The sequence below is a fragment of the Raineyella sp. genome, assembly GCF_034933565.1.
Classification (GTDB): Bacteria; Actinomycetota; Actinomycetes; order Propionibacteriales; family Propionibacteriaceae; genus Raineyella.
The window spans coordinates 164,349-182,037 of sequence record NZ_JAYFNG010000019.1 but is presented as its reverse complement, the minus strand read 5'-3'; the positions used below and the strand labels follow the sequence as shown (position 1 = coordinate 182,037).

Here is a 17,689-nt window from a genome sequence, read left to right as displayed (position 1 = left end):
CCACCGCGTAGAAGCGGGCGGTCTTGTCCCCCGACGGGCGCAGCAGCCGGCCGAGTCGTTGCGCCTCCTCCTGGCGTGAGCCGAAGGCACCGGAGACCTGGATCGCCACCTCGGCGGTCGGCAGGTCGATGGAGAAGTTCGCCACCTTGGAGACCACCAGCAGGGTGATCTCCCCGCTGCGGAAGGCGGCGAACAGCTCCTCGCGCCGCGTGTTGGGGGTGGAGCCCTTGATCAGCGGGGCGTCGAGGGCCTCGGCGAGCTCGTCGAGCTGGTCGACGTACTGTCCGATCACCAGCGTCGGGGTGCCCCGGTGGTGCGCGACCAGATCGAGGATCGCGCGCTGCTTCGTCTCCGCAGTGGACGCCAGCCGGTACCTCACGTCCGGCTCGGCCATCGCGTACGCCAGCCGCTCGTCGTCGCGCAGGGTGACCCGCACCTCGATGCACTCCGCCGGCGCGATCCAGCCCTGGTTCTCCAGGTCCTTCCACGGCGCGTCGAACCGCTTGGGCCCGATCAGCGAGAACACGTCGCCCTCGTGCCCGTCCTCGCGGACCAGGGTCGCGGTCAGCCCGAGCCGGCGGCGCGCCTGCAGGTCCGCGGTCATCCGGAACACCGGGGCGGGCAGCAGATGCACCTCGTCGTAGACCACCAGCCCCCAGTCCCGGGCGCTGAACAGCTCCAGATGCGGGTGGACGCCGTGGCGCTTGGTGGTGATCACCTGGTAGGTCGCGATGGTGACCGGGCGGATCTCCTTGCGGGCACCAGAGTACTCGCCGATCTCCTCGGCGGTCAGCGTGGTCCGGCGCAGCAGCTCGTCGCGCCACTGCCGGGCGGAGACGGTGTTGGTGACCAGGATCAGCGTCGTCGCCGAGGCCCGGGCCATCGCCGCCGCCCCGACCAGCGTCTTGCCCGCCCCGCAGGGCAGCACGACCACCCCCGAACCGCCCTGCCAGAAGGAATCGACCGCCTGGCTCTGGTACGTACGCAGCTGCCAGCCGTCCTCGACCAGGTCGATCGGGTGGCGTTCGCCGTCGACGTAGCCGGCAAGATCCTCCGCCGGCCAGCCGAGCTTGAGCAGCACCTGCTTCAGGTGCCCGCGTTCGGACGGGTGGACCGCGACCGTGTCGGCGTCGATGACCTGGCCGAGCATCCCCGCCACCTGCTTGGCCCGGGCCACTTCGGTGAGCACCGCGGCGTCGGTGGAGACCAGCACCAGGCCGTGCACCGGATGCTTCTCGATCCGCAGCCGCCCGTACCGGTCCATCGTCTCGGCGACATCGACCAGCAGCGTGCTCGGCACCGGGTAGCGCGAATAGGTCAACAGCACGTCGACGACCTGCTCGGCGTCATGGCCCGCGGCCCGGGCGTTCCACAGGCCCAGCGGGGTGAGCCGATAGGTGTGGATGTGCTCGGGGGCCCGCTCCAGTTCCGCGAACGGGGCGATCGCCAGCCGGCACTCGTCGGCCAGCGGGTGGTCCACCTCGAGCAGGAGCGTACGGTCCGACTGCACGACCAACGGTCCCAAACGTGACATGGCGACCATTGTCGCACCAGCGGGCAAGCCCGGCCCCCGGACGGACCGGGTCAGTGCCGGTGCGGCGGCGCAGGCAGGTCAGCGCAGGCCGGTCAGCGCAGGCAGGTCAGCGTACGGAGCCGGCCAGCTCCTCGGCGAGTCCGGCGATGGCCTCGGGGCGGGGCGGTCCGGGCAGCGGGTCGACCGGCCGGGGCCGGGCCCGCGGCCGGACCGGGGTGGTGACCAACCGGCCGGTGGAGTCCTCCGCGGCGGGGGACAGGCCCAGCTCGTGCAACAGGCCGACCACCTCGTCCGCCTCGGCGTCGGCGACGATCACCCCCGGTGCGAGCCGGCGCAGGCCGAGCGGGCCGGCCTCGGGGTGGCTGAGCAGCTGGGTGAGCACCGCCGCGTCGTCGGTCTGGATCCAGGCCCCGACGCTGCCCACCCGGATCCGGCCGTGGCGGCGGGCGACGTCGCCGACCAGATACTCCAAGGGCTGCGGCACCCCGGTGCTGGAGTGCTCGGTGAGCCAGCCGAGCACCCGGTCGGCCGACCACCCGGCGTCGAAGGCCCGGCGCAGCGACGTCTGGCTGAACCGGAACACTCCGCCCGCCCCGCGTGACTCCTGGTCCGCCAGCAGCCGGGTGACCCGGCTGGTGTCGTGGTCGAGGGGGCCGGGGGCGACGGCGGTGAGGTCGGACTGCAGGATCAGCTCGGCGACCGGCTCGGGGAACTCACCGGCCAGCGCGGCCGGCATCGAGGCCTGCTCGTCGGCCGCGACCGCCATCAGGCCGGTCACGGCGTCGAGTGCCTGCAGGCCCAGCCAGCCCGCCTCCTCCCACCACTGCCCGGTCATCTCGGCGAGGTCCACCTGGGCGGCCAGCGCGGGCCGGTGCCAGGCGTACGCCTCGGCCAGCGGGGCGGCTCCGACCAGGGTGCCGGGGCTGACCTCGGCGCAGACCCCGATCAGGCCGCGGCGCAGGTCCGCCGCACCGCGCCAGTCGGCGTCCGGGCCGAGGGCGTGCGCCTTCGGGCGGACCGACCAGTGGTACCAGCGCAGGGTGCCGGCCCAGACCCGCACCAGGTCGGTCCAGCGCTCGGCCGAGGGCCGGTCGAGCCACTGGTCGAACGCGGGGGTCGGCAGCAGCGTCTCGGCGTTCACCTGGTTGACCAGCCCGGCGGCCCAGGCCAGCTCGACCACCAGCGCGGCGTACGCCCGGGACCGGGCCAGGTGGGCGGCGGGCAGCCGCAGCAGCGAGACCACCCCGCCGAGGTCCTTCGCCGACAGGCCGCCGTCGCGCAGCAGCCGGACGTCGAGGTCGGGCAGGGAGGAGACGAGCTGTTCCACGTCGCGCAGCAGGGTGATCGCCGCGCCGACCCCGGCCCGGTCGATCAGCTCGGCCCGGCGCCGCCGACCGGTGGTCAGGTCCGGCGGGGTGGACGGCGGCAGCGTCCGGACCAACCGGTGCCCGCGCAGGTGCCAGGCGACCTCCCGGGGCATCACCACGGTGTCGTGGTCGAGTGGTCGCAGCAGGCCGTGCGCGAGCGCCACCTCCATCGGAGTGGTGGCGGTCTGCGGGGTCACCTCACGGTCGGCGTTCTTCACCCGGCCGGTCGGCGGGCCCCAGGTGAGCTGGTCCAGCAGGGGCCGGGCGACGTCCCCGGCGGCTGCCAGGGCACGCTCGACGTCGGCCTCGGCGAGCGGGTGCACCGAAGCGTCGGCCAGCCCGGCGGGCCAGGGCCCGAACGCGGCCCGCGCCGGGACCAACAGGTGCAGGTCGTGGTCGGGGCCCCAGACCAGCCCGCGGCCGCGCAGGTCGGCGATGCCGCGGCGGACCGACAGCTCATCGGTCGTGCCGAGCAGCTCGGCGACCGCGGAGCGTCCGGTGCCGTCCGGCAGCGCCGCCAGGGCCTCGGCCACCACGTGCTGCCAGGCGTTCAGCCGGTGCAGGGCGTTCATCGTCGAGCCGCCGGTGGTCATCCGGGTGACCAGGTCGCCCACCGAGCGCGGCGGCGGCGTGCACAGGTCCGGGCGGGCGGCCAGCAGAGTGGCGAAATCATCGGCCGTCCAGCGTCGCAGCGACTCGGCCAGGGAACGTGGGGCGTCCCGGCGGCTCATCGCGGCATCCCCGGCCCCGGGGGCCACGTCCCGCCGGGGACGATCCGGTCGATCGCCGTCCGGCGCCGTCGCTCGGCCTCCACCTCCGCGCGCTCGCGGAGGTACCAGGTCGCCAGGGTGAGGCTGTACACCAGCCCGACGAACCGCGACATCCCGGAGAGATAGGTCCAGTCCCGGCCCACCAGCGCGTAGAGCAGCAGCAACGAGCCGAGCAGCCCGGCGACGACCCGCGACAACGTCCGGGCACCCGGGCGGATCCCGGGCAGGGAGCCGAGCAGCGCGGCACTGACCAGGACGGCGGCGGTGACCCAGGGCCCGACCAGTGCCCCGAGGACGAACAGCACCGCCGGTGCCAACAGCCACCGGGTGGTGCGGATCCGCTCGTCCAGATCGGCGTAGCCGGTCCTCGGTGTGGCCCGGAACGGCGGGATCGGCGGGATGGACATCGGCGGCGGCGCTGCGGCGGCCTCGGGTTGCGGGGCCACGTGCACGGATCGCCAGGGGGAGGCGGCGTGCGGGGCCCGGGTGGCGATCAGGAAGGGCTCGCGGGGATCACGGGTGGTCGGGCGGGCGGGTGCCAGCCGGGCCAGGGGGACCGCTGTGGCCGGAACGGCGAAGACCGGTGGGGTCGTGCCACCGACCTCGGCGACCGACGCGGGGCGGGGGTCGGCAGCGGGGGCAAGGGGGGCCGCGGATGCGGGCTCGTACCCCGTCGGAGGCGCGAGTGGTGCGTACTCGGGGCCGTCCTGCCAGGTCGCCATGCCCCTGATGCTACCCGGGCCGGGTGGGGCCGGATCGCGTCCGGGTCGCGGAACGCCCTGCTGGCCGAGCCGCGGCGGTCGCGCTGACACCCTGCGGCTGCTCCGTCGCCGGGTATGCTGAGGCTTCCGGACCCTGCCAGGAGCTCTTCCGGGGGGCGGTCACCCCTGCTGCACCAGGTCGCGCTCCCGGTGGGGGATCAGGTGCTCGCGCGACCCTCTCGCCGCGACCACCGGCCGGGCGCTTCAGACGATGCAGACCGTTTCAGATGATTCGGACCAAGGACACGCGTCCGGACACGACGCGGACAGACACGACAAGTGAGGTTGCTGTGCCCACTGGCAAGGTGCGGTTCTACGACGCCGAGAAGGGCTTCGGATTCCTGACCAAGGACGGCGGCGGGGACGTCTATGTGCGTTCCAACGCCCTGCCCCAGGGGGTGACGACGCTCAAGCCCGGACAGCGGGTGGAGTTCGGGGTGGTCGAGGGGCGCAAGGGCGAGCAGGCGCTCAGCCTGCACCTGGTCGACAAGCCGGTGTCGGTCGCCAAGGCGTCCCGGAAGAAGCCGGAGGACATGGCGGTCATCGTCGAGGACCTGATCAAGATGCTCGACCACCTCGCCGCCAGCTACCGCCGCGGTCACTACCCGGATGCGAAGTCGGCGGAGCGTACGGCCCACGTGCTGCGCGGCATCGCCGACGAGCTGGAGCTGTGACGTACGTCCGGGCGTGACATGATGACGGACATGGCAGCCCCCAGCGAACCAGAAGCCCGCAGGGCACCGCGACCGAAGCTCGACGCGGTGACCGCTGCGGCGGTGGACCTCGCCCGCGAGGCGGCCCTGGCGAGCTCCGGCACGCATGCGGTCGGCGAGCACCTCGGGGTGATCGCCGAGGGCGACCGGGTGGTCACCCACCTTTTCGAGTGCACCCATCCGGGCTACCACGGCTGGCGGTGGAACGTCACCCTCGCCCGGGCTTCCCGGGCGAAGGTGCCGACCGTCGACGAGGTGGCCCTGCTGCCCGGTGAGGACGCGCTGCTGGCGCCCGCCTGGGTGCCGTGGTCGGAGCGGGTCGCGCCCGAGGACCTCACCCCCGGTCTGCTGATGCCCACCCCGGCCGAGGACGAGCGGTTGGAGCCCGGCTTCACCGGTGGTGACCGCGCCGCCGACCGCGATCCCGCCGAGGCTTCGCAGACCCGCGCCGTGGTGGCCGAGCTCGGTCTGGGGCGGGAGCGGCTGCTGTCGCCGTACGGCCGGGAGGAGACTGCGGAGCGCTGGCTCGCCGGGGACGGCGGGCCGCACAACCAGATGACCAAGCAGGCCCCCGGGCCGTGCGTCAGCTGTGGCTACTTCATCCGGCTGCAGGGCAGCCTCGGGACGATCTTCGGGGTCTGTGCCAATCTGATGTCGCCCTCCGACGCGACCGTGGTGGCGGTCGACCACGGCTGCGGTGCCCACTCCGATGTGATCGACGAGGCGCACGCGGCGGACCGGGCCGCCCCGGTCTGGGACACCATCAGCATGTCCGAGGGCTCGTTGTTCGACTGAGCGGCACTTCCCTGGGCGGTCCATGAGACCAACACGTAATGTGCGCCCAATAGGCTGCCGCCATGGAATCTGCTTCATCCACGATGGCACCCACTCCCACCGGACAGGGGGGCCGCGGCGTCCTGGACCGTTGGTTCGAGCTCACCGCGCGAGGGTCGACCCTGGGCCGCGAGATCCGCGGCGGACTGGTCACGTTCTTCGCGATGGCGTACATCATCGCGCTGAACCCCGCCATCATCGGCACCGTCCCTGACATCAACGGCAACCTGATCACCGGCCAGCCGGTCACGGACGCCAACATCGCCGTCTCCAAGGCGGCGGTCGCCGCCGTCACCGCACTGCTCGCCGGTGTGATGACGATCCTGATGGGCGTCGTGGGTCGTTATCCCCTCGCCCTCGCCGCCGGCCTCGGCCTGAACGCCCTGCTGGCCTACACCCTGGCCCCGATCATGACCTGGCCGCAGGCGATGGGCCTGGTCGTGCTCGAGGGCGCGCTGATCACCATCCTGGTGCTCACCGGCTTCCGGACCGCCGTCTTCAAGGCGGTCCCGGCCTTCATGCGTGCGGCCATCAGCGTCGGCATCGGCGTCTTCATCACCTTCGTCGGCCTGGTCGACGGCGGTGTGATCCGCCCCGCGGAGGGCACCCCGGTCACCCTCGGCATCAACGGCAGTCTGAAGGGCTGGCCGATCGCCATCTTCCTGTTCGGCCTGCTGCTGGCCGCCGTCCTCTACACCCGCAATGTCCGCGGCAGCCTGCTGATCGCCATTGGCGTCACCACCCTTGTCGCCGTTCTGGTCCAGACACTCAATCCGCTGGGCACCGTCTTCGGTGGTCAGGTCGACGGCTGGAAGTCCAACCCGCCGGTGATCGGCTCCTGGCACGCCCCCGACTTCCAGCTGCTGGGCAACGTCGACATCTTCGGCGCCTTCACCCAGCGCGGCCTCACCGCCCTGGGTGTCGTCCTGCTGATCTTCTCCCTGCTGCTGGCGGACTTCTTCGACACCATGGGCACCGTGGTGGCCGTCGGTGCCGAGGGCCGGTTGCTCGACGGCAACGGCAACCCGCCGCACCTGGGCGGCATCCTCGTCATCGACTCGCTCGCCGCGATGTTCGGTGGCCTCGGCTCGTCCTCCTCGAACACCTCCTACGTCGAGTCGATCTCCGGTGTCGCCGAGGGCGCCCGGACCGGCATCGCCTCGCTCGTCACCGGCGCCTGCTTCCTGGTCGCGATCGTCGCGTCCCCGGTGGTCTCGCTGATCCCCGCCGAGGCGGTCTCCCCGGTGCTGGTCATCGTCGGCGCACTGATGATGTCCAACGTCACCGAGATCAAGTGGTCGCGGATGGAGCAGGCCATCCCGGCCTTCCTCACCATCGCCTTCATGCCGTTCGCGTACTCGATCACCGTCGGCATCGGCATGGGCTTCATCATGTTCGTGGTGGTGGAGATCGCCAAGGGCCGCACCCGCGAGGTGCACCCGCTGATGTGGGTCGTCTCGGGGCTCTTCGTCCTCTACTTCCTGCAGGGCCTGCTCGGCCAGATCGTCGCCTGACAACCGGCCCCGAGCCAGCCCTGCTGTTCCCAGGTCCCGGCCCACGGATCGTCCGACGCCGCGTCAGCGCCGGCCCGTGCGCCGGGACCCGTTCCGTGTCCGGGGCGGTGAGGTCCGCCTGCGCTCCGGCTTCGGGGCCGGGCCGGGGGCGGGTTCGCCGGGGACCGGGGACCGGGAGCTGTTGGCGGTCCGGCCGCGGACGATGCCGATGAAGTAGTCGGTCCGCTCGTCGGAGCGCTCGGTCAGCCAGGCCAGGCCGACCCCGGACGGGGCGACGCCGGTGACCGGGCGGGTGGTGACCTCCTTGCGGTGGTGCAGCCGGGCCAGCGACGCCGGCACGATGACGATGCCGGTGCCGGCCGCGACCGTGGCGATCGCCTGGTCCAGGGTCAGCGCCGGCACCGGATGACGGGTGCCGGCGGCGACCTCGGTGGCGATGCGGCGCCAGGCGGGCACCTCGTCGGGATCCTGCAACAGGTGCTCCTCGGAGAGGTCGGTGACGTCGACCCTGTCGTACGCCGCGACCGGATGGTCGGTCGGCACCACGACGACCGGCACCTCCTCGTAGAGCGGGATGACCGACACCCCGTCCTGCGCCACCGGCAGCCGGATCAGCGCCATGTCCGCGCGGCCGTCCCGCAGCACCGCCAGCTGGTCGGCGTCGGCGATCGGCAGCAGCTCGAGCGGGACCCGACGGACCCGTTCGCGCCACTTGCGCGCCCAGGTGTCGGGGGAGACGCCGGGGACGAACGCGATCCGCAGCGGCGGGGGGACCTCGGGCGGCACTGCGGACATCCTGATCCTCCTCGTCGGCGGGCTGTCGGTCACCCTAGTCTGGTGGGGTGACGAAGTCAGCGCACCCCCAGAGCATGAAGCCGGCGACGGCCGCCCGGAAGCTCGGCATCCATCTGCCGGCCACCCCCGAGGAGTTCCGGGAGGGCGTGGTGACCCGTGAGGAGCTCAACGCCCTGATCGCCGAACCACCGGCCTGGCTGGCCGAGCTGCGCCGCCACGGCCCGTACCCGCGTGCCGAGGTGGCCCGCAAGCTGGGCGTCTCCAACTCCGGGCTGGCCCGGGCCGGGATCACCGAGGCGCTGACCGCCGACCAGATCCACGAGCTGCTCCGGACCATGCCCGAGTGGCTGGTCCGGGAGCGGGCGACCCAGGCCGAGGTGCGTGCCGAGAACGCCCGGGTGAAGGCCGACCGGGACTGACCCGGGGTTTGCTCCGGTCCTGACCACGAGGACCCCCGGGACGGTACGGGGCGAGGGGGCGGCGGGGGATACACTCCGGTGTGGTCCCCCTCACAGTCGTGTGTCGGTGACTCTCCCATCAGCCTCCTCGGCCGCAAAGGTGTGTGCATGTTCAAGAAGGTCCTGGTCGCCAACCGTGGCGAAATCGCTGTCCGTGCGTTCCGCGCCGCGGTCGAACTCGGGGCGAGGACCGTCGCCGTGTTCCCGTACGAGGACCGCAATGCGGTGCACCGGATCAAGGCGGACGAGGCCTACATGATCGGCGAGAAGGGCCACCCGGTCCGCGCCTACCTCGACATCGAGGAGATCATCCGGGCGGCCAAGGAGGCCGAGGCCGACGCGATCTACCCGGGCTACGGCTTCCTCTCGGAGAACCCGGACCTCGCCGAGGCCTGCGCCGCGAACGGCATCACCTTCATCGGCCCCGCCAAGGAGACCCTGGAGATGGCCGGCAACAAGAAGCACGCCATCGACTCGGCCCGCCGCGCCGGGATCCCCACCCTGCAGTCCTCCGAGCCGTCGACCGACCTGGACTACCTCGCCGCCCAGGCGGACGTGATCGGCTTCCCGGTCTTCGTCAAGGCGGTCGCCGGTGGCGGAGGCCGCGGCATGCGCCGGGTGGACGACCCGGCGGCGCTGCGGGAGGCGATCCGGGCCGCGATGCGCGAGGCGGAGTCGGCCTTCGGTGACGCCACGGTCTTCATCGAGCAGGCCGTCGGGCGGCCGCGGCACATCGAGGTGCAGATCCTTGCCGACCGGCAGGGCAACACGGTCCACCTGTTCGAGCGCGACTGCTCCATCCAGCGCCGCCACCAGAAGGTCGTCGAGCTCGCCCCCGCCCCGCACATCTCCGAGGAACTGCGCTCCGCGCTGACCCGTGACGCGGTGGCCTTCGCGAAGTCCATCGACTACACCCTCGCCGGCACGGTCGAGTTCCTCCTCGAGACCGCGGGGCCGCGGGCCGGCCAGCACGTGTTCATCGAGATGAACCCTCGGATCCAGGTGGAGCACACCGTCACCGAGGAGATCACCGGGGTCGACCTGGTGCAGGCCCAGATGCGCCTGGCCGCGGGGGAGACGCTTGCCGACCTGGGGCTGTCGCAGGACTCGATCCGGATCATGGGTGCGGCGATGCAGTGCCGGATCACCACCGAGGACCCGGCCAACGGGTTCCGGCCGGACACCGGCGTGATCTCGGCCTACCGCTCGGCGGCCGGCGCCGGCGTACGCCTCGACGGTGGCACCGCCGCGACCGGTGCGGTGATCAGCCCCCACTTCGACTCCCTGCTGGTGAAGCTCACCACCCGGGGCCGCGACCTCGACCAGGCCGTGGCGCGGGCGCGTCGGGCGCTGGCGGAGTTCCGGATCCGGGGCGTGGCGACCAACATCCCCTTCCTCCAGGCCGTGCTCGAGGACCCCGACTTCCGGGCCGGGGAGATCTCGACCGCTTTCATCGACGAGCGCCCGGCGCTGCTGAACGCCCGGACCTCGCTGGACCGGGGCACCAAGGTGCTCACCTGGCTGGCCGATGTGACGGTGAACAAGCCGCACGGCGAGTCGCCGATCACCGTCCACCCGCGCACCAAGCTGCCGAAGATCGACCTGCGCACCCCGGTCCCGGTGGGCTTCCGCCAGCAGCTGCTCGAGCTGGGGCCGGAGAAGTTCGCCGCCGCGCTGCGGGCCTCCGACCGGCTCGAGGTGACCGACACCACCTTCCGTGACGCCCACCAGTCGCTGCTCGCCACCCGGATGCGGACGTACGACATGCTGGAGGCCGCCCCCTACCTGCAGCGGATGCTGCCCGGGCTGTTCTCGGTCGAGGCGTGGGGTGGGGCGACGTACGACGTGGCGCTGCGCTTCCTCGGCGAGGACCCGTGGGACCGGCTGGCGAAGTTCCACGAGGCGCTGCCCGGCATCCCGGTCCAGATGCTGCTGCGCGGCCGCAACACCGTCGGCTACACGCCGTACCCCACCGAGGTCACCGACGCGTTCGTGCACGAGGCGGCCGAGGTCGGCGTGGACATCTTCCGGGTCTTCGACGCCCTCAACGACGTCTCCCAGATGACCCCGGCGATCAGGGCGATCCGCGACACCGCGTCGGTCGCGGAGGTCGCGATGTGCTACTCCGGCAACCTGATGGACCCGCGCGAGGACATCTACACCCTCGACTACTACCTGCACCTCGCGGACCGGATCGTCGCGGCCGGCGCTCACATCCTGGCGATCAAGGACAGGGCCGGACTGCTCCGGGCGCCGGCCGCGGCCAAGCTCGTCGCCGCGCTGCGGGAGCGTTTCGACCTGCCGGTCGTGCTGCACACCCACGACACCGCCGGTGGCCAGCTGGCCACCCTGGTGATGGCCGCCCAGGCCGGCGTCGACGCCGTCGACGTCGCCGCGGCCCCGATGGCCGGCACCACCTCCCAGGTGTCGATGTCGGCGCTGGTCGCCGCGATGGCCGACACCGAGCGGGAGACCCGGCTGGACCTGCGCAACGTGATGGACCTGGAGCCCTACTGGGACATGGTCCGGCGCGAGTACAAGCCGTTCGAGTCGGGCCTGGGCTCGCCGACCGGGCGGGTGTACGACCACGAGATCCCCGGCGGCCAGCTGTCCAACCTGCGCCAGCAGGCCAAGGCCCTCGGGCTGGCCGACAAGTTCGAGCAGATCGAGGACATGTACGCCGCCGCCGACCGGATCCTCGGCCGGCCGAGCAAGGTCACCCCGTCGTCCAAGGTGGTCGGGGACCTGGCCCTGCACCTGGTCGCCGTCGGCGCCGATCCGAAGGTGTTCGCCGAGGACCCGGCCTCCTTCGACATCCCCGACTCGGTGATCGGCTTCCTCTCCGGCGACCTCGGCACCCCCGCCGGGGGCTGGCCGGAGCCGTTCCGGACCAAGGCGCTGCAGGGTCGGACGATCAAGGCCGTCGAGGAGACCGTCTCCGCGGAGGACTCGGCTCTGCTGAAGGTGTCCGGGCGCGACCGGCGGCAGACGCTCAACCGGCTGCTGTTCCCCGGCCCGACCAAGGCACTGGAGGAGTTCCGCTCGCTGTACGGCGACCTGTCCTCGATGACCTCGATCGACTACCTGTACGGGTTGAAGACCGGTGACGAGCACGTGGTCAAGCTCGGCAAGGGCATCGACCTGCTGATCGGGCTGGAGGCCATCGGTGAGCCGGACGAGCGTGGCTTCCGCACCGTGATGACGACGATGAACGGCCAGATCCGCCCGATCCGGGTGCGGGACCGGTCCGTCGAGACCGATGTCGCCGTCGCCGAGCGGGCCGACACCACCAACCCCGGTCACGTCGCGGCGCCGTTCCAGGGTGTCGTGTCGGTGAGCGTCGCCGAGGGCGACCGGGTCGAGGCCGGCCAGGCCGTCGCCACCATCGAGGCGATGAAGATGGAGGCGGCGATCACCACCGCCGTCACCGGCGTGGTCGAGCGGGTCGCTCTGCACGGGCCGCACCAGGTGCAGGGTGGTGACCTCGTGCTGGTGGTCCGGCCGCTCTGAGCCCCGGTAGGCTTGGTGTGTGAAGCTTCGGACCGGTCACCATCTCGTCAGTGCGGTCGCCGTGGCGTTGCTCCTCATCATCATCATCGGCTCGCTGCTCACCCGCTGAGTCGTGCAGAAGGGAGACAACGTGCGGATCGCCGTCGTACGCGTCACTGCCGTCACCGCCGCCACGCTCGCGTTGAGTGGCGCCTCGCAGTGGGCCTGGGCCGCGCCGGCGTCGGGGACCGACCGGACCGGCACCTGGATCGCGCTGCTGGCGGCGGTGGTCGTCGCGCTGGCCGCGGGTGTGGTCGTCCTGGTGTCACCGGGGGGCCACGGTGCCCGGGCCGGCCGGCACGGGGCGCGACCGGCCGCGGCAGGACCGTACGGTGCGATCCCGCCGGACACGGTCATCACCGGTCCGAAGCCGACGCACGGCGCGCGCATGCGGTTCGAGGACACCGGTGAGATCGAGGTGCAGCGGGCCCTGGCCGCCGAGGCGCATGCGCGTCGCGCCGACGTCGGGCCCGCCGACCCCGGGGATCAGGCCGAGCGCTCCAGGACGTAGTCGATGCAGGCGGTCAGCGCCTCCACGTCGGCGGTCGGGACATTGGTGAACATGCCGATCCGCAGCTGGTTGCGGCCGAGCTTGCGGTAGGGCTCGACGTCGATGATGCCGTTGGCCCGCAGCGTTGCGGCCAGCGCTGCGGCGTCCACCGAGTCGTCGAAGTCGATGGTGCCCACCACCGGCGACCGGTAGGCCTCCTCGACGAACGGGGTGGCCAGCGGGTGGGCCTCCGCCCAGCCGTACAGGTGAGCGGCGCTGGCCCGCGTACGGGCCGTCGCGAAGGCCATCCCGCCCTGGGCATTGAGCCAGTCGACCTGCTCGGCGAGCAGCCACAGGGTGCTCACCGCCGGGGTGTTCAGGGTCTGGTCCTTGCGGGAGTTGGTCAGGGCGATCTGCAGCGACAGGATGTCGGGGATCCATCGGCCCGACGCCGCGATCCGGTCGATCCGCTCGATCGCCGCAGGGGAGAGGAACGCCACCCACAGGCCGCCGTCGGAGCCGAAGTTCTTCTGCGGGGCGAAGTAGTAGGCGTCGGTCCCGGTGAGGTCCGCGTCGATGCCGCCCGCGGCCGAGGTCGCGTCGATCAGGGTGAGCGTGCCCGGCGCGGTGTCGACGCGCCGGACCGGGGCGGCGGCGCCGGTCGAGGTCTCGTTCTGGGCCCAGGCGTACGTGTCGACGCCGGGGGTGGCGGTCGGCAGCGCCGCGCTGCCGACCGGTGCGTCGGCGATCACCGGGGCGTCGAGGAACGGCGCCCGGGCGGCAGCGGAGGCGAACTTCGCCGAGAACTCCCCGAACGAGCCGTGGGCCGAGCGGTGCTCGATCAGCGAACACACCGCGGCGTCCCAGAACAGGGTGGAACCGCCGTTGCCGAGCGCCACCTCATAGCCCTCCGGGGCACGGTAGAGCTCCGCCAGGCCGGCCCGGATCCGCCGGACGAGGTCCTTGACCGGTGCCTGACGGTGGGACGTCCCCATCACGGTCGCACCGGGACCCGCCAGCGAGGCGAGGGCCTCGGGCCGGATGCGGGACGGCCCGCACCCGAAACGTCCGTCGAGCGGCTTGATGTCTGTGGGGATCTGCACGGTCACCCCCCTTATCCTGCCATCCGACCCCGGCCACGGCGCCGAAGGGCACTGGCTGGGACGTCCCCGGGCGGGCTGTGTGCGACGCGGTGCGGACCCGCCGGCGGGGACGGGCCGAAGGGACACACCGAAGGCACAGGAACCGATGGCGGCGCTGCGGCACCGCGCTTCGTTAGGGTGGGGGCCGGCGTGGCCGCCGGCTCGCCGAGCCCCCACGCCCCGGAAAGGAGTGGTACGTATGAAGGGGTTCAAGGAATTCCTCATGCGCGGCAATCTCATCGAGCTTGCCGTCGCTTTCATCATGGGCTCGCTCTTCGCGGCCGTCGTGAAGGCCTTCACCGACCTGATCCTCGACCTCATCGGCAGGGCCCTGCCGTTGAAGGGCGAGGCCTTCTCCCAGGTCATCATCGGTGGGATCACCATCGGCCCGTTCCTGTCGGCCATCGTGACCTTCGTGCTGACCGCCTTCGTGGTCTACTTCGCCATCGTCAAGCCCTACGAGATCTACAAGAACCGCCACAAGAAGGACGAGCCGGCGGTGCAGAGCACCGACGAGATCCTCGCCGAGATCCGCGACCTCCTCGCCGAAGGACGCACCCGCAACTGACCTCTGACCCGACCGTCCCACGAGCCCCGGTCCGCCGCTTGCGGCCAGTCGCTCCGGGCGGCCGTTCCGCCCGGCCGCCCGGACGGTGAAAGTCCCCGCCACTTCGGTGGCGGGGACTTTCGGCTTCCCCGGCCCTGGCCCGGCGCTCGGATCGGACGACTGGGGTTCCGGAGGGCTGAGGTTCCGGACGACTGCGTTCCCGTACGGCTCTGGCGCTTACGACCGGGCTCTCGTACGACTCAGTGCTCGTTCGTACGGCTCGGGCCGGTACGACTCAGAGCTTGCCGAAGTGGGGCGGCAGCTCGCGGAGCAGCCGGTCGTCGCCGGGCGCCGGGGCCGCGCCACCGGCGGAGCGGACCTGCCGATGTGCCGGGGCCAGCTCCCACTCGGCGCTGAGGGCGCGCACCGTGGCGGTGAACTGGGCGGCGGACAGCCCGGCGGTCAGCGCCGCCGGGACCGGGTGCGGCCAGCGCGAGCCGGCCGCCCGGATCTGTGCGACGTGGCGACGCAGGGCGTCCCGGTCCCAGCCGGCGGCCGCGAGCTCGGCCGCCAGGGCGGACGGGTCGGGAGCCGGGCGGTCCGGCAGCGAGGCGAGATCCTGCCCGCACAGCGCATAGCCCAGTGCCCGGTGCCAGGGCTGGCCGCCGGATCGGCCGTCCGGGTCAGCGGCGCGTGTCATCGAGTGCTCCGGCCCCACCGGTCAGCGCAGTGCCGTTCACCACGGTGCCGTCCAGGACAGTGCCGCCCGGCACCGTCATCGGCTTGTCGGTCGCCGGCAGGACCACGTCGCCGCGGACCACGACCTGGGGGCCGAACGTCCAGTCGCCCTCGACCGTCAGGGAGCCGGCCTCGCGCAGGCTGGGCGCCCCGTGCGGGAAATGCTGCTCGAAGTCGGCGATCAGCTTGTACGGGCCGGCGGCGAGGGTGACCAGCGGGGTGGCCGGGCTGACCCGGTCGAGGGTGCCGTCGCCGTCGACCCGGTACACGTCGGAGCGCAGCACGAGCAGGTCGCTGGTCGTCTTCACCGGCAGGAACCGGCTGCGCGGGACGACGATCGCGGCCGACCCCTCGAAGACCTCGATCGCACTGCCCATCGCGGTCTCCAGCTGGAACACCTCGGGGGAGGATGCGTCGGTCGGGTCGACGTGCTTGCGGTTGCAGATCAGCGGCAGCCCGAGCACGCCGTCCCGGGCCTCGAGTGCCTCGGCCAGCTGCGCCAGGTCGAGCCAGAGGTTGTTGGTGTTGAAGTAGCGATGCCGGGTGATGTCGCCGAAGGCGGCCTCGTCCTCGGCGCCGGTCTGGGCCTTCTCCCGCAGGACGAGGCGGCCGTCGGCAGTGCGGACGGCGAGGTGGCCGCCCTTGCGGTCGGCCGCGGTCCGTTCGCAGACCTCCATCGCGAACGGTGCGCCGGTGCCGGCGAACCAGTCGGCCAGCACCGCGGACGGGGTGGCGCCGAGGTTGTCGACGTTCGACACCGCGGCGTAGCGGAAGCCGGCATCGAGGAGCGTACGCAGCGCCCCGGAACCGGCGAGGGCGGTGTAGAGATCGCCGTGGCCCGGCGGGCACCACTCCAGGTCGGGGGCGGCCGGCCACTCGACCGGCGTCAGATCGTCGGCGCGCAGCTTGGGCTCCTGGTTCTGGACGAACTCCAGCGGCAGTCCGGCGGTGCGCACCGCGGGGGAGGAGGCCAGCTCGGCCATCGTGTCGGCGCTGGTGGCGAACGAGTCCATCATCACCAGCGGCAGGCGGACGCCGTGCTCGGCCCGGGCCGCGAGCACCTGGGCGACGGTGAGGTCGAGGAACGTACGGCCCTCGCGGACCGGGAGCAGCGACTTCGCCCGCTGCATGCCCATCGACGTGCCCAGACCGCCGTTGAGCTTGATCACCACGGTCCGGGCGAGAGCCGACTCCGCGCCGGTCGACGTGGTGCCGGTCGACGTGGTGCGGCCGGTGGCGTGGCGCAGATCGGCGAGTCGGGGCAGGTCGGTGACCGGGCTGATCGACGCCTCCGGGATCGTGCCGGTGAGGCCGTCCGCGAGCTGTGCGTAGTAGTGCCTGAACACGGTGATCGCGTTCTCGGCCACTCCGGCGGTGCGCATCTTCCGCTCTGCCTGTGCCAAGCCTTCGGTCATCATGGCGCCCAGTCTAGGGACGCCGGGGACCAGCGGGTGGCGGGTGCGGGTGGGCCCGGGTGCGTCGGCTACCCTTGGGACGGTCATGGCCTCGTAGCTCAGGGGATAGAGCGACGGTTTCCTAAACCGTGCGTCGGAGGTTCGAATCCTCTCGGGGCCGCCACGCGACATGGGGCGCTGACTGGGCATCACGCCCCGTCAGCGGCCCGTTGTCGTGTCTGGACGTGTCCGCACCTGAGGGCAAGGAACCGCAGACAACAGCAACGATCCGGCACGCCACTGGCACGGCCCCGGCCAGCGCCGCCGAGAAGGAGACCCATGTCCAGGAAGACACCCCGCAAGCGCTCGTCCGGCTCGATTCGCCCTCCCGCGAGCGGCAACTGACAGATCGGGGGCCGCCCACCGTGCGGTGGACAGCCCCCGAGGAGTCTGTTGCCGAAAGGGCGGTCGCCCTCGCGGACTCAGGCCATCGGCTTGGCCTGGGCCTTGACCTCATCCATGTCGAGCTCCTTGATCTGGGAGATCAGGGACTTCAGCGAGGAACCGTTCATCGCGCCGGCCTGGTTGAACAGGAGGATCCCCTGGCGGAACGCCATCAGGGTCGGGATGGCGGTGATCTGGAAGTTCATCGCGAGCTCCTGCTCGGCCTCGGTGTCGACCTTGCCGAAGACGATGTCGGTGTTCTCCTCCGAGACCTTCTCGTACACCGGGGCGAAGCGCTTGCACGGGCCGCACCAGTCGGCCCAGAAATCGACGAGGACGATCTCGTTCTCGTCGACGGTCTTCATGAAGTCGTCGTTGGTCAGGTTCGTGGTGGCCATGGGTGCTCTCTCGTTTCGTTCGGCGGTTGCGCGTGGGCGCTGCTGTGGCGACGGCAGCTGCGCCGTACGGCAGTGCAACGGTCGCGGTGCCCCCGGTATTCCCGCCGCCGGTCGGTGTGCCGTCGTGACGTACCTGGTCACGGTGCGACGCGTGTCGTGACGTACCTGGTCACGGTGTGCGCGTCGTGACATGCGTGCGACGCATCAGGACGTGACGGTGCCCCTCGACGGGCGGGAACGC

15 protein-coding genes and 1 tRNA gene are annotated in these 17,689 nt (G+C 72.0%); 8 read left to right on the top strand and 8 right to left on the bottom strand.

Annotation, left to right across the window (positions count from 1 at the left end):
* The 3 genes from VB059_RS06925 to VB059_RS06915 form a co-directional block, all read right to left on the bottom strand.
* A partial coding sequence (locus VB059_RS06925; RefSeq protein ID WP_323421281.1) for a DNA repair helicase XPB occupies window positions 1-1,534 on the bottom strand: 1,534 nt, incomplete at its 3' end.
* A gap of 106 nt (window positions 1,535-1,640) precedes the next feature.
* A complete protein-coding gene (locus VB059_RS06920) occupies window positions 1,641-3,632 on the bottom strand; it encodes a helicase-associated domain-containing protein (RefSeq protein WP_323421280.1) in 1,992 nt (663 codons plus the stop codon).
* The gene (locus VB059_RS06915; protein WP_323421279.1) at window positions 3,629-4,393 is read right to left on the bottom strand and encodes a hypothetical protein; all 765 of its coding nucleotides are present in this window, start codon (window positions 4,391-4,393) and stop codon (window positions 3,629-3,631) included. The genes VB059_RS06920 and VB059_RS06915 overlap by 4 nt, the downstream gene beginning before the upstream one ends.
* A 329-nt stretch (window positions 4,394-4,722) precedes the next feature.
* On the opposite strand from VB059_RS06915, the gene VB059_RS06910 reads away from it, so the two are divergent.
* The 3 genes from VB059_RS06910 to VB059_RS06900 all read left to right on the top strand — a co-directional run bounded on the left by VB059_RS06910 (window position 4,723) and on the right by VB059_RS06900 (window position 7,493).
* Complete coding sequence (locus VB059_RS06910) at window positions 4,723-5,106, top strand: cold-shock protein (protein ID WP_323421278.1); 384 nt, start codon at window positions 4,723-4,725, stop codon at window positions 5,104-5,106.
* Between the two features lie 21 nt (window positions 5,107-5,127).
* Entirely contained in the window at window positions 5,128-5,940 is an 813-nt protein-coding gene (locus tag VB059_RS06905) for a DUF3027 domain-containing protein (RefSeq protein ID WP_323421277.1), read from the top strand.
* A gap of 83 nt (window positions 5,941-6,023) precedes the next feature.
* Window positions 6,024-7,493 (top strand): NCS2 family permease, encoded by a 1,470-nt coding sequence (locus VB059_RS06900; RefSeq protein ID WP_323421296.1) that lies wholly within the window; start codon window positions 6,024-6,026, stop codon window positions 7,491-7,493.
* Window positions 7,494-7,556: 63 nt separating this feature from the next.
* Here VB059_RS06900 and VB059_RS06895 read toward each other — a convergent pair whose 3' ends face one another.
* The gene (locus tag VB059_RS06895) at window positions 7,557-8,288 is read right to left on the bottom strand and encodes a LysR substrate-binding domain-containing protein (protein WP_323421276.1); all 732 of its coding nucleotides are present in this window, start codon (window positions 8,286-8,288) and stop codon (window positions 7,557-7,559) included.
* A 47-nt stretch (window positions 8,289-8,335) separates the two neighbouring features.
* On the opposite strand from VB059_RS06895, the gene VB059_RS06890 reads away from it, so the two are divergent.
* From VB059_RS06890 to VB059_RS06880, 3 genes are all read left to right on the top strand, one after another.
* Window positions 8,336-8,707, top strand: coding sequence for a DUF5997 family protein (locus VB059_RS06890; protein ID WP_323421275.1), 372 nt, complete (start codon window positions 8,336-8,338; stop codon window positions 8,705-8,707).
* 147 nt (window positions 8,708-8,854) lie between these two features.
* Complete coding sequence (locus tag VB059_RS06885; protein WP_323421274.1) at window positions 8,855-12,256, top strand: pyruvate carboxylase; 3,402 nt, start codon at window positions 8,855-8,857, stop codon at window positions 12,254-12,256.
* 112 nt (window positions 12,257-12,368) lie between these two features.
* A complete protein-coding gene (locus tag VB059_RS06880) occupies window positions 12,369-12,806 on the top strand; it encodes a hypothetical protein (protein ID WP_323421273.1) in 438 nt (145 codons plus the stop codon).
* Here the strand turns inward: VB059_RS06880 and serC are convergent.
* Window positions 12,782-13,894 carry a phosphoserine transaminase gene (gene serC, locus VB059_RS06875; RefSeq protein ID WP_323421272.1) on the bottom strand — a complete coding sequence of 371 codons (1,113 nt, stop codon included), beginning with the start codon at window positions 13,892-13,894 and terminating at the stop codon, window positions 12,782-12,784. The genes VB059_RS06880 and serC overlap by 25 nt on opposite strands.
* Window positions 13,895-14,126: 232 nt before the next feature.
* Between serC and VB059_RS06870 the strand changes: the two genes are divergently transcribed.
* Window positions 14,127-14,495 carry an MscL family protein gene (locus tag VB059_RS06870; protein ID WP_323421271.1) on the top strand — a complete coding sequence of 123 codons (369 nt, stop codon included), beginning with the start codon at window positions 14,127-14,129 and terminating at the stop codon, window positions 14,493-14,495.
* 274 nt (window positions 14,496-14,769) lie between these two features.
* Here the strand turns inward: VB059_RS06870 and VB059_RS06865 are convergent, their stop codons facing one another.
* Complete coding sequence (locus VB059_RS06865) at window positions 14,770-15,174, bottom strand: hypothetical protein (RefSeq protein ID WP_323421270.1); 405 nt, start codon at window positions 15,172-15,174, stop codon at window positions 14,770-14,772.
* On the bottom strand, window positions 15,158-16,630 hold the full coding sequence (locus VB059_RS06860) for a UTP--glucose-1-phosphate uridylyltransferase (RefSeq protein WP_323421269.1): 1,473 nt from the start codon (window positions 16,628-16,630) through the stop codon (window positions 15,158-15,160). Before VB059_RS06860 ends, VB059_RS06865 begins: the two co-directional genes overlap by 17 nt.
* A gap of 84 nt (window positions 16,631-16,714) precedes the next feature.
* Here VB059_RS06860 and VB059_RS06855 point away from each other — a divergent pair.
* A tRNA-Arg gene (locus VB059_RS06855) sits at window positions 16,715-16,790 on the top strand.
* Window positions 16,791-17,088: 298 nt separating this feature from the next.
* On the opposite strand, the gene trxA is transcribed toward VB059_RS06855, so the two are convergent.
* Complete coding sequence (gene trxA / locus VB059_RS06850; protein ID WP_323421268.1) at window positions 17,089-17,448, bottom strand: thioredoxin; 360 nt, start codon at window positions 17,446-17,448, stop codon at window positions 17,089-17,091.
* Window positions 17,449-17,689: the final 241 nt, after the last annotated feature.

Excerpts from the sequence above, each read along its gene's own strand:
- VB059_RS06915 (WP_323421279.1), bottom strand. The coding sequence starts at position 4,393 with ATGGCGACCTGGCAGGACGGCCCCGAGTACGCACCACTCGCGCCTCCG.
- VB059_RS06870 (WP_323421271.1), top strand. The coding sequence starts at position 14,127 with ATGAAGGGGTTCAAGGAATTCCTCATGCGCGGCAATCTCATCGAGCTT.
- VB059_RS06895 (WP_323421276.1), bottom strand. The coding sequence starts at position 8,288 with ATGTCCGCAGTGCCGCCCGAGGTCCCCCCGCCGCTGCGGATCGCGTTC.
- VB059_RS06920 (WP_323421280.1), bottom strand. The coding sequence starts at position 3,632 with ATGAGCCGCCGGGACGCCCCACGTTCCCTGGCCGAGTCGCTGCGACGC.
- VB059_RS06905 (WP_323421277.1), top strand. The coding sequence starts at position 5,128 with ATGACGGACATGGCAGCCCCCAGCGAACCAGAAGCCCGCAGGGCACCG.
- VB059_RS06865 (WP_323421270.1), bottom strand. The coding sequence starts at position 15,174 with ATGACACGCGCCGCTGACCCGGACGGCCGATCCGGCGGCCAGCCCTGG.
- VB059_RS06860 (WP_323421269.1), bottom strand. The coding sequence starts at position 16,630 with ATGATGACCGAAGGCTTGGCACAGGCAGAGCGGAAGATGCGCACCGCC.
- VB059_RS06885 (WP_323421274.1), top strand. The coding sequence starts at position 8,855 with ATGTTCAAGAAGGTCCTGGTCGCCAACCGTGGCGAAATCGCTGTCCGT.
- VB059_RS06900 (WP_323421296.1), top strand. The coding sequence starts at position 6,024 with ATGGCACCCACTCCCACCGGACAGGGGGGCCGCGGCGTCCTGGACCGT.
- trxA (WP_323421268.1), bottom strand. The coding sequence starts at position 17,448 with ATGGCCACCACGAACCTGACCAACGACGACTTCATGAAGACCGTCGAC.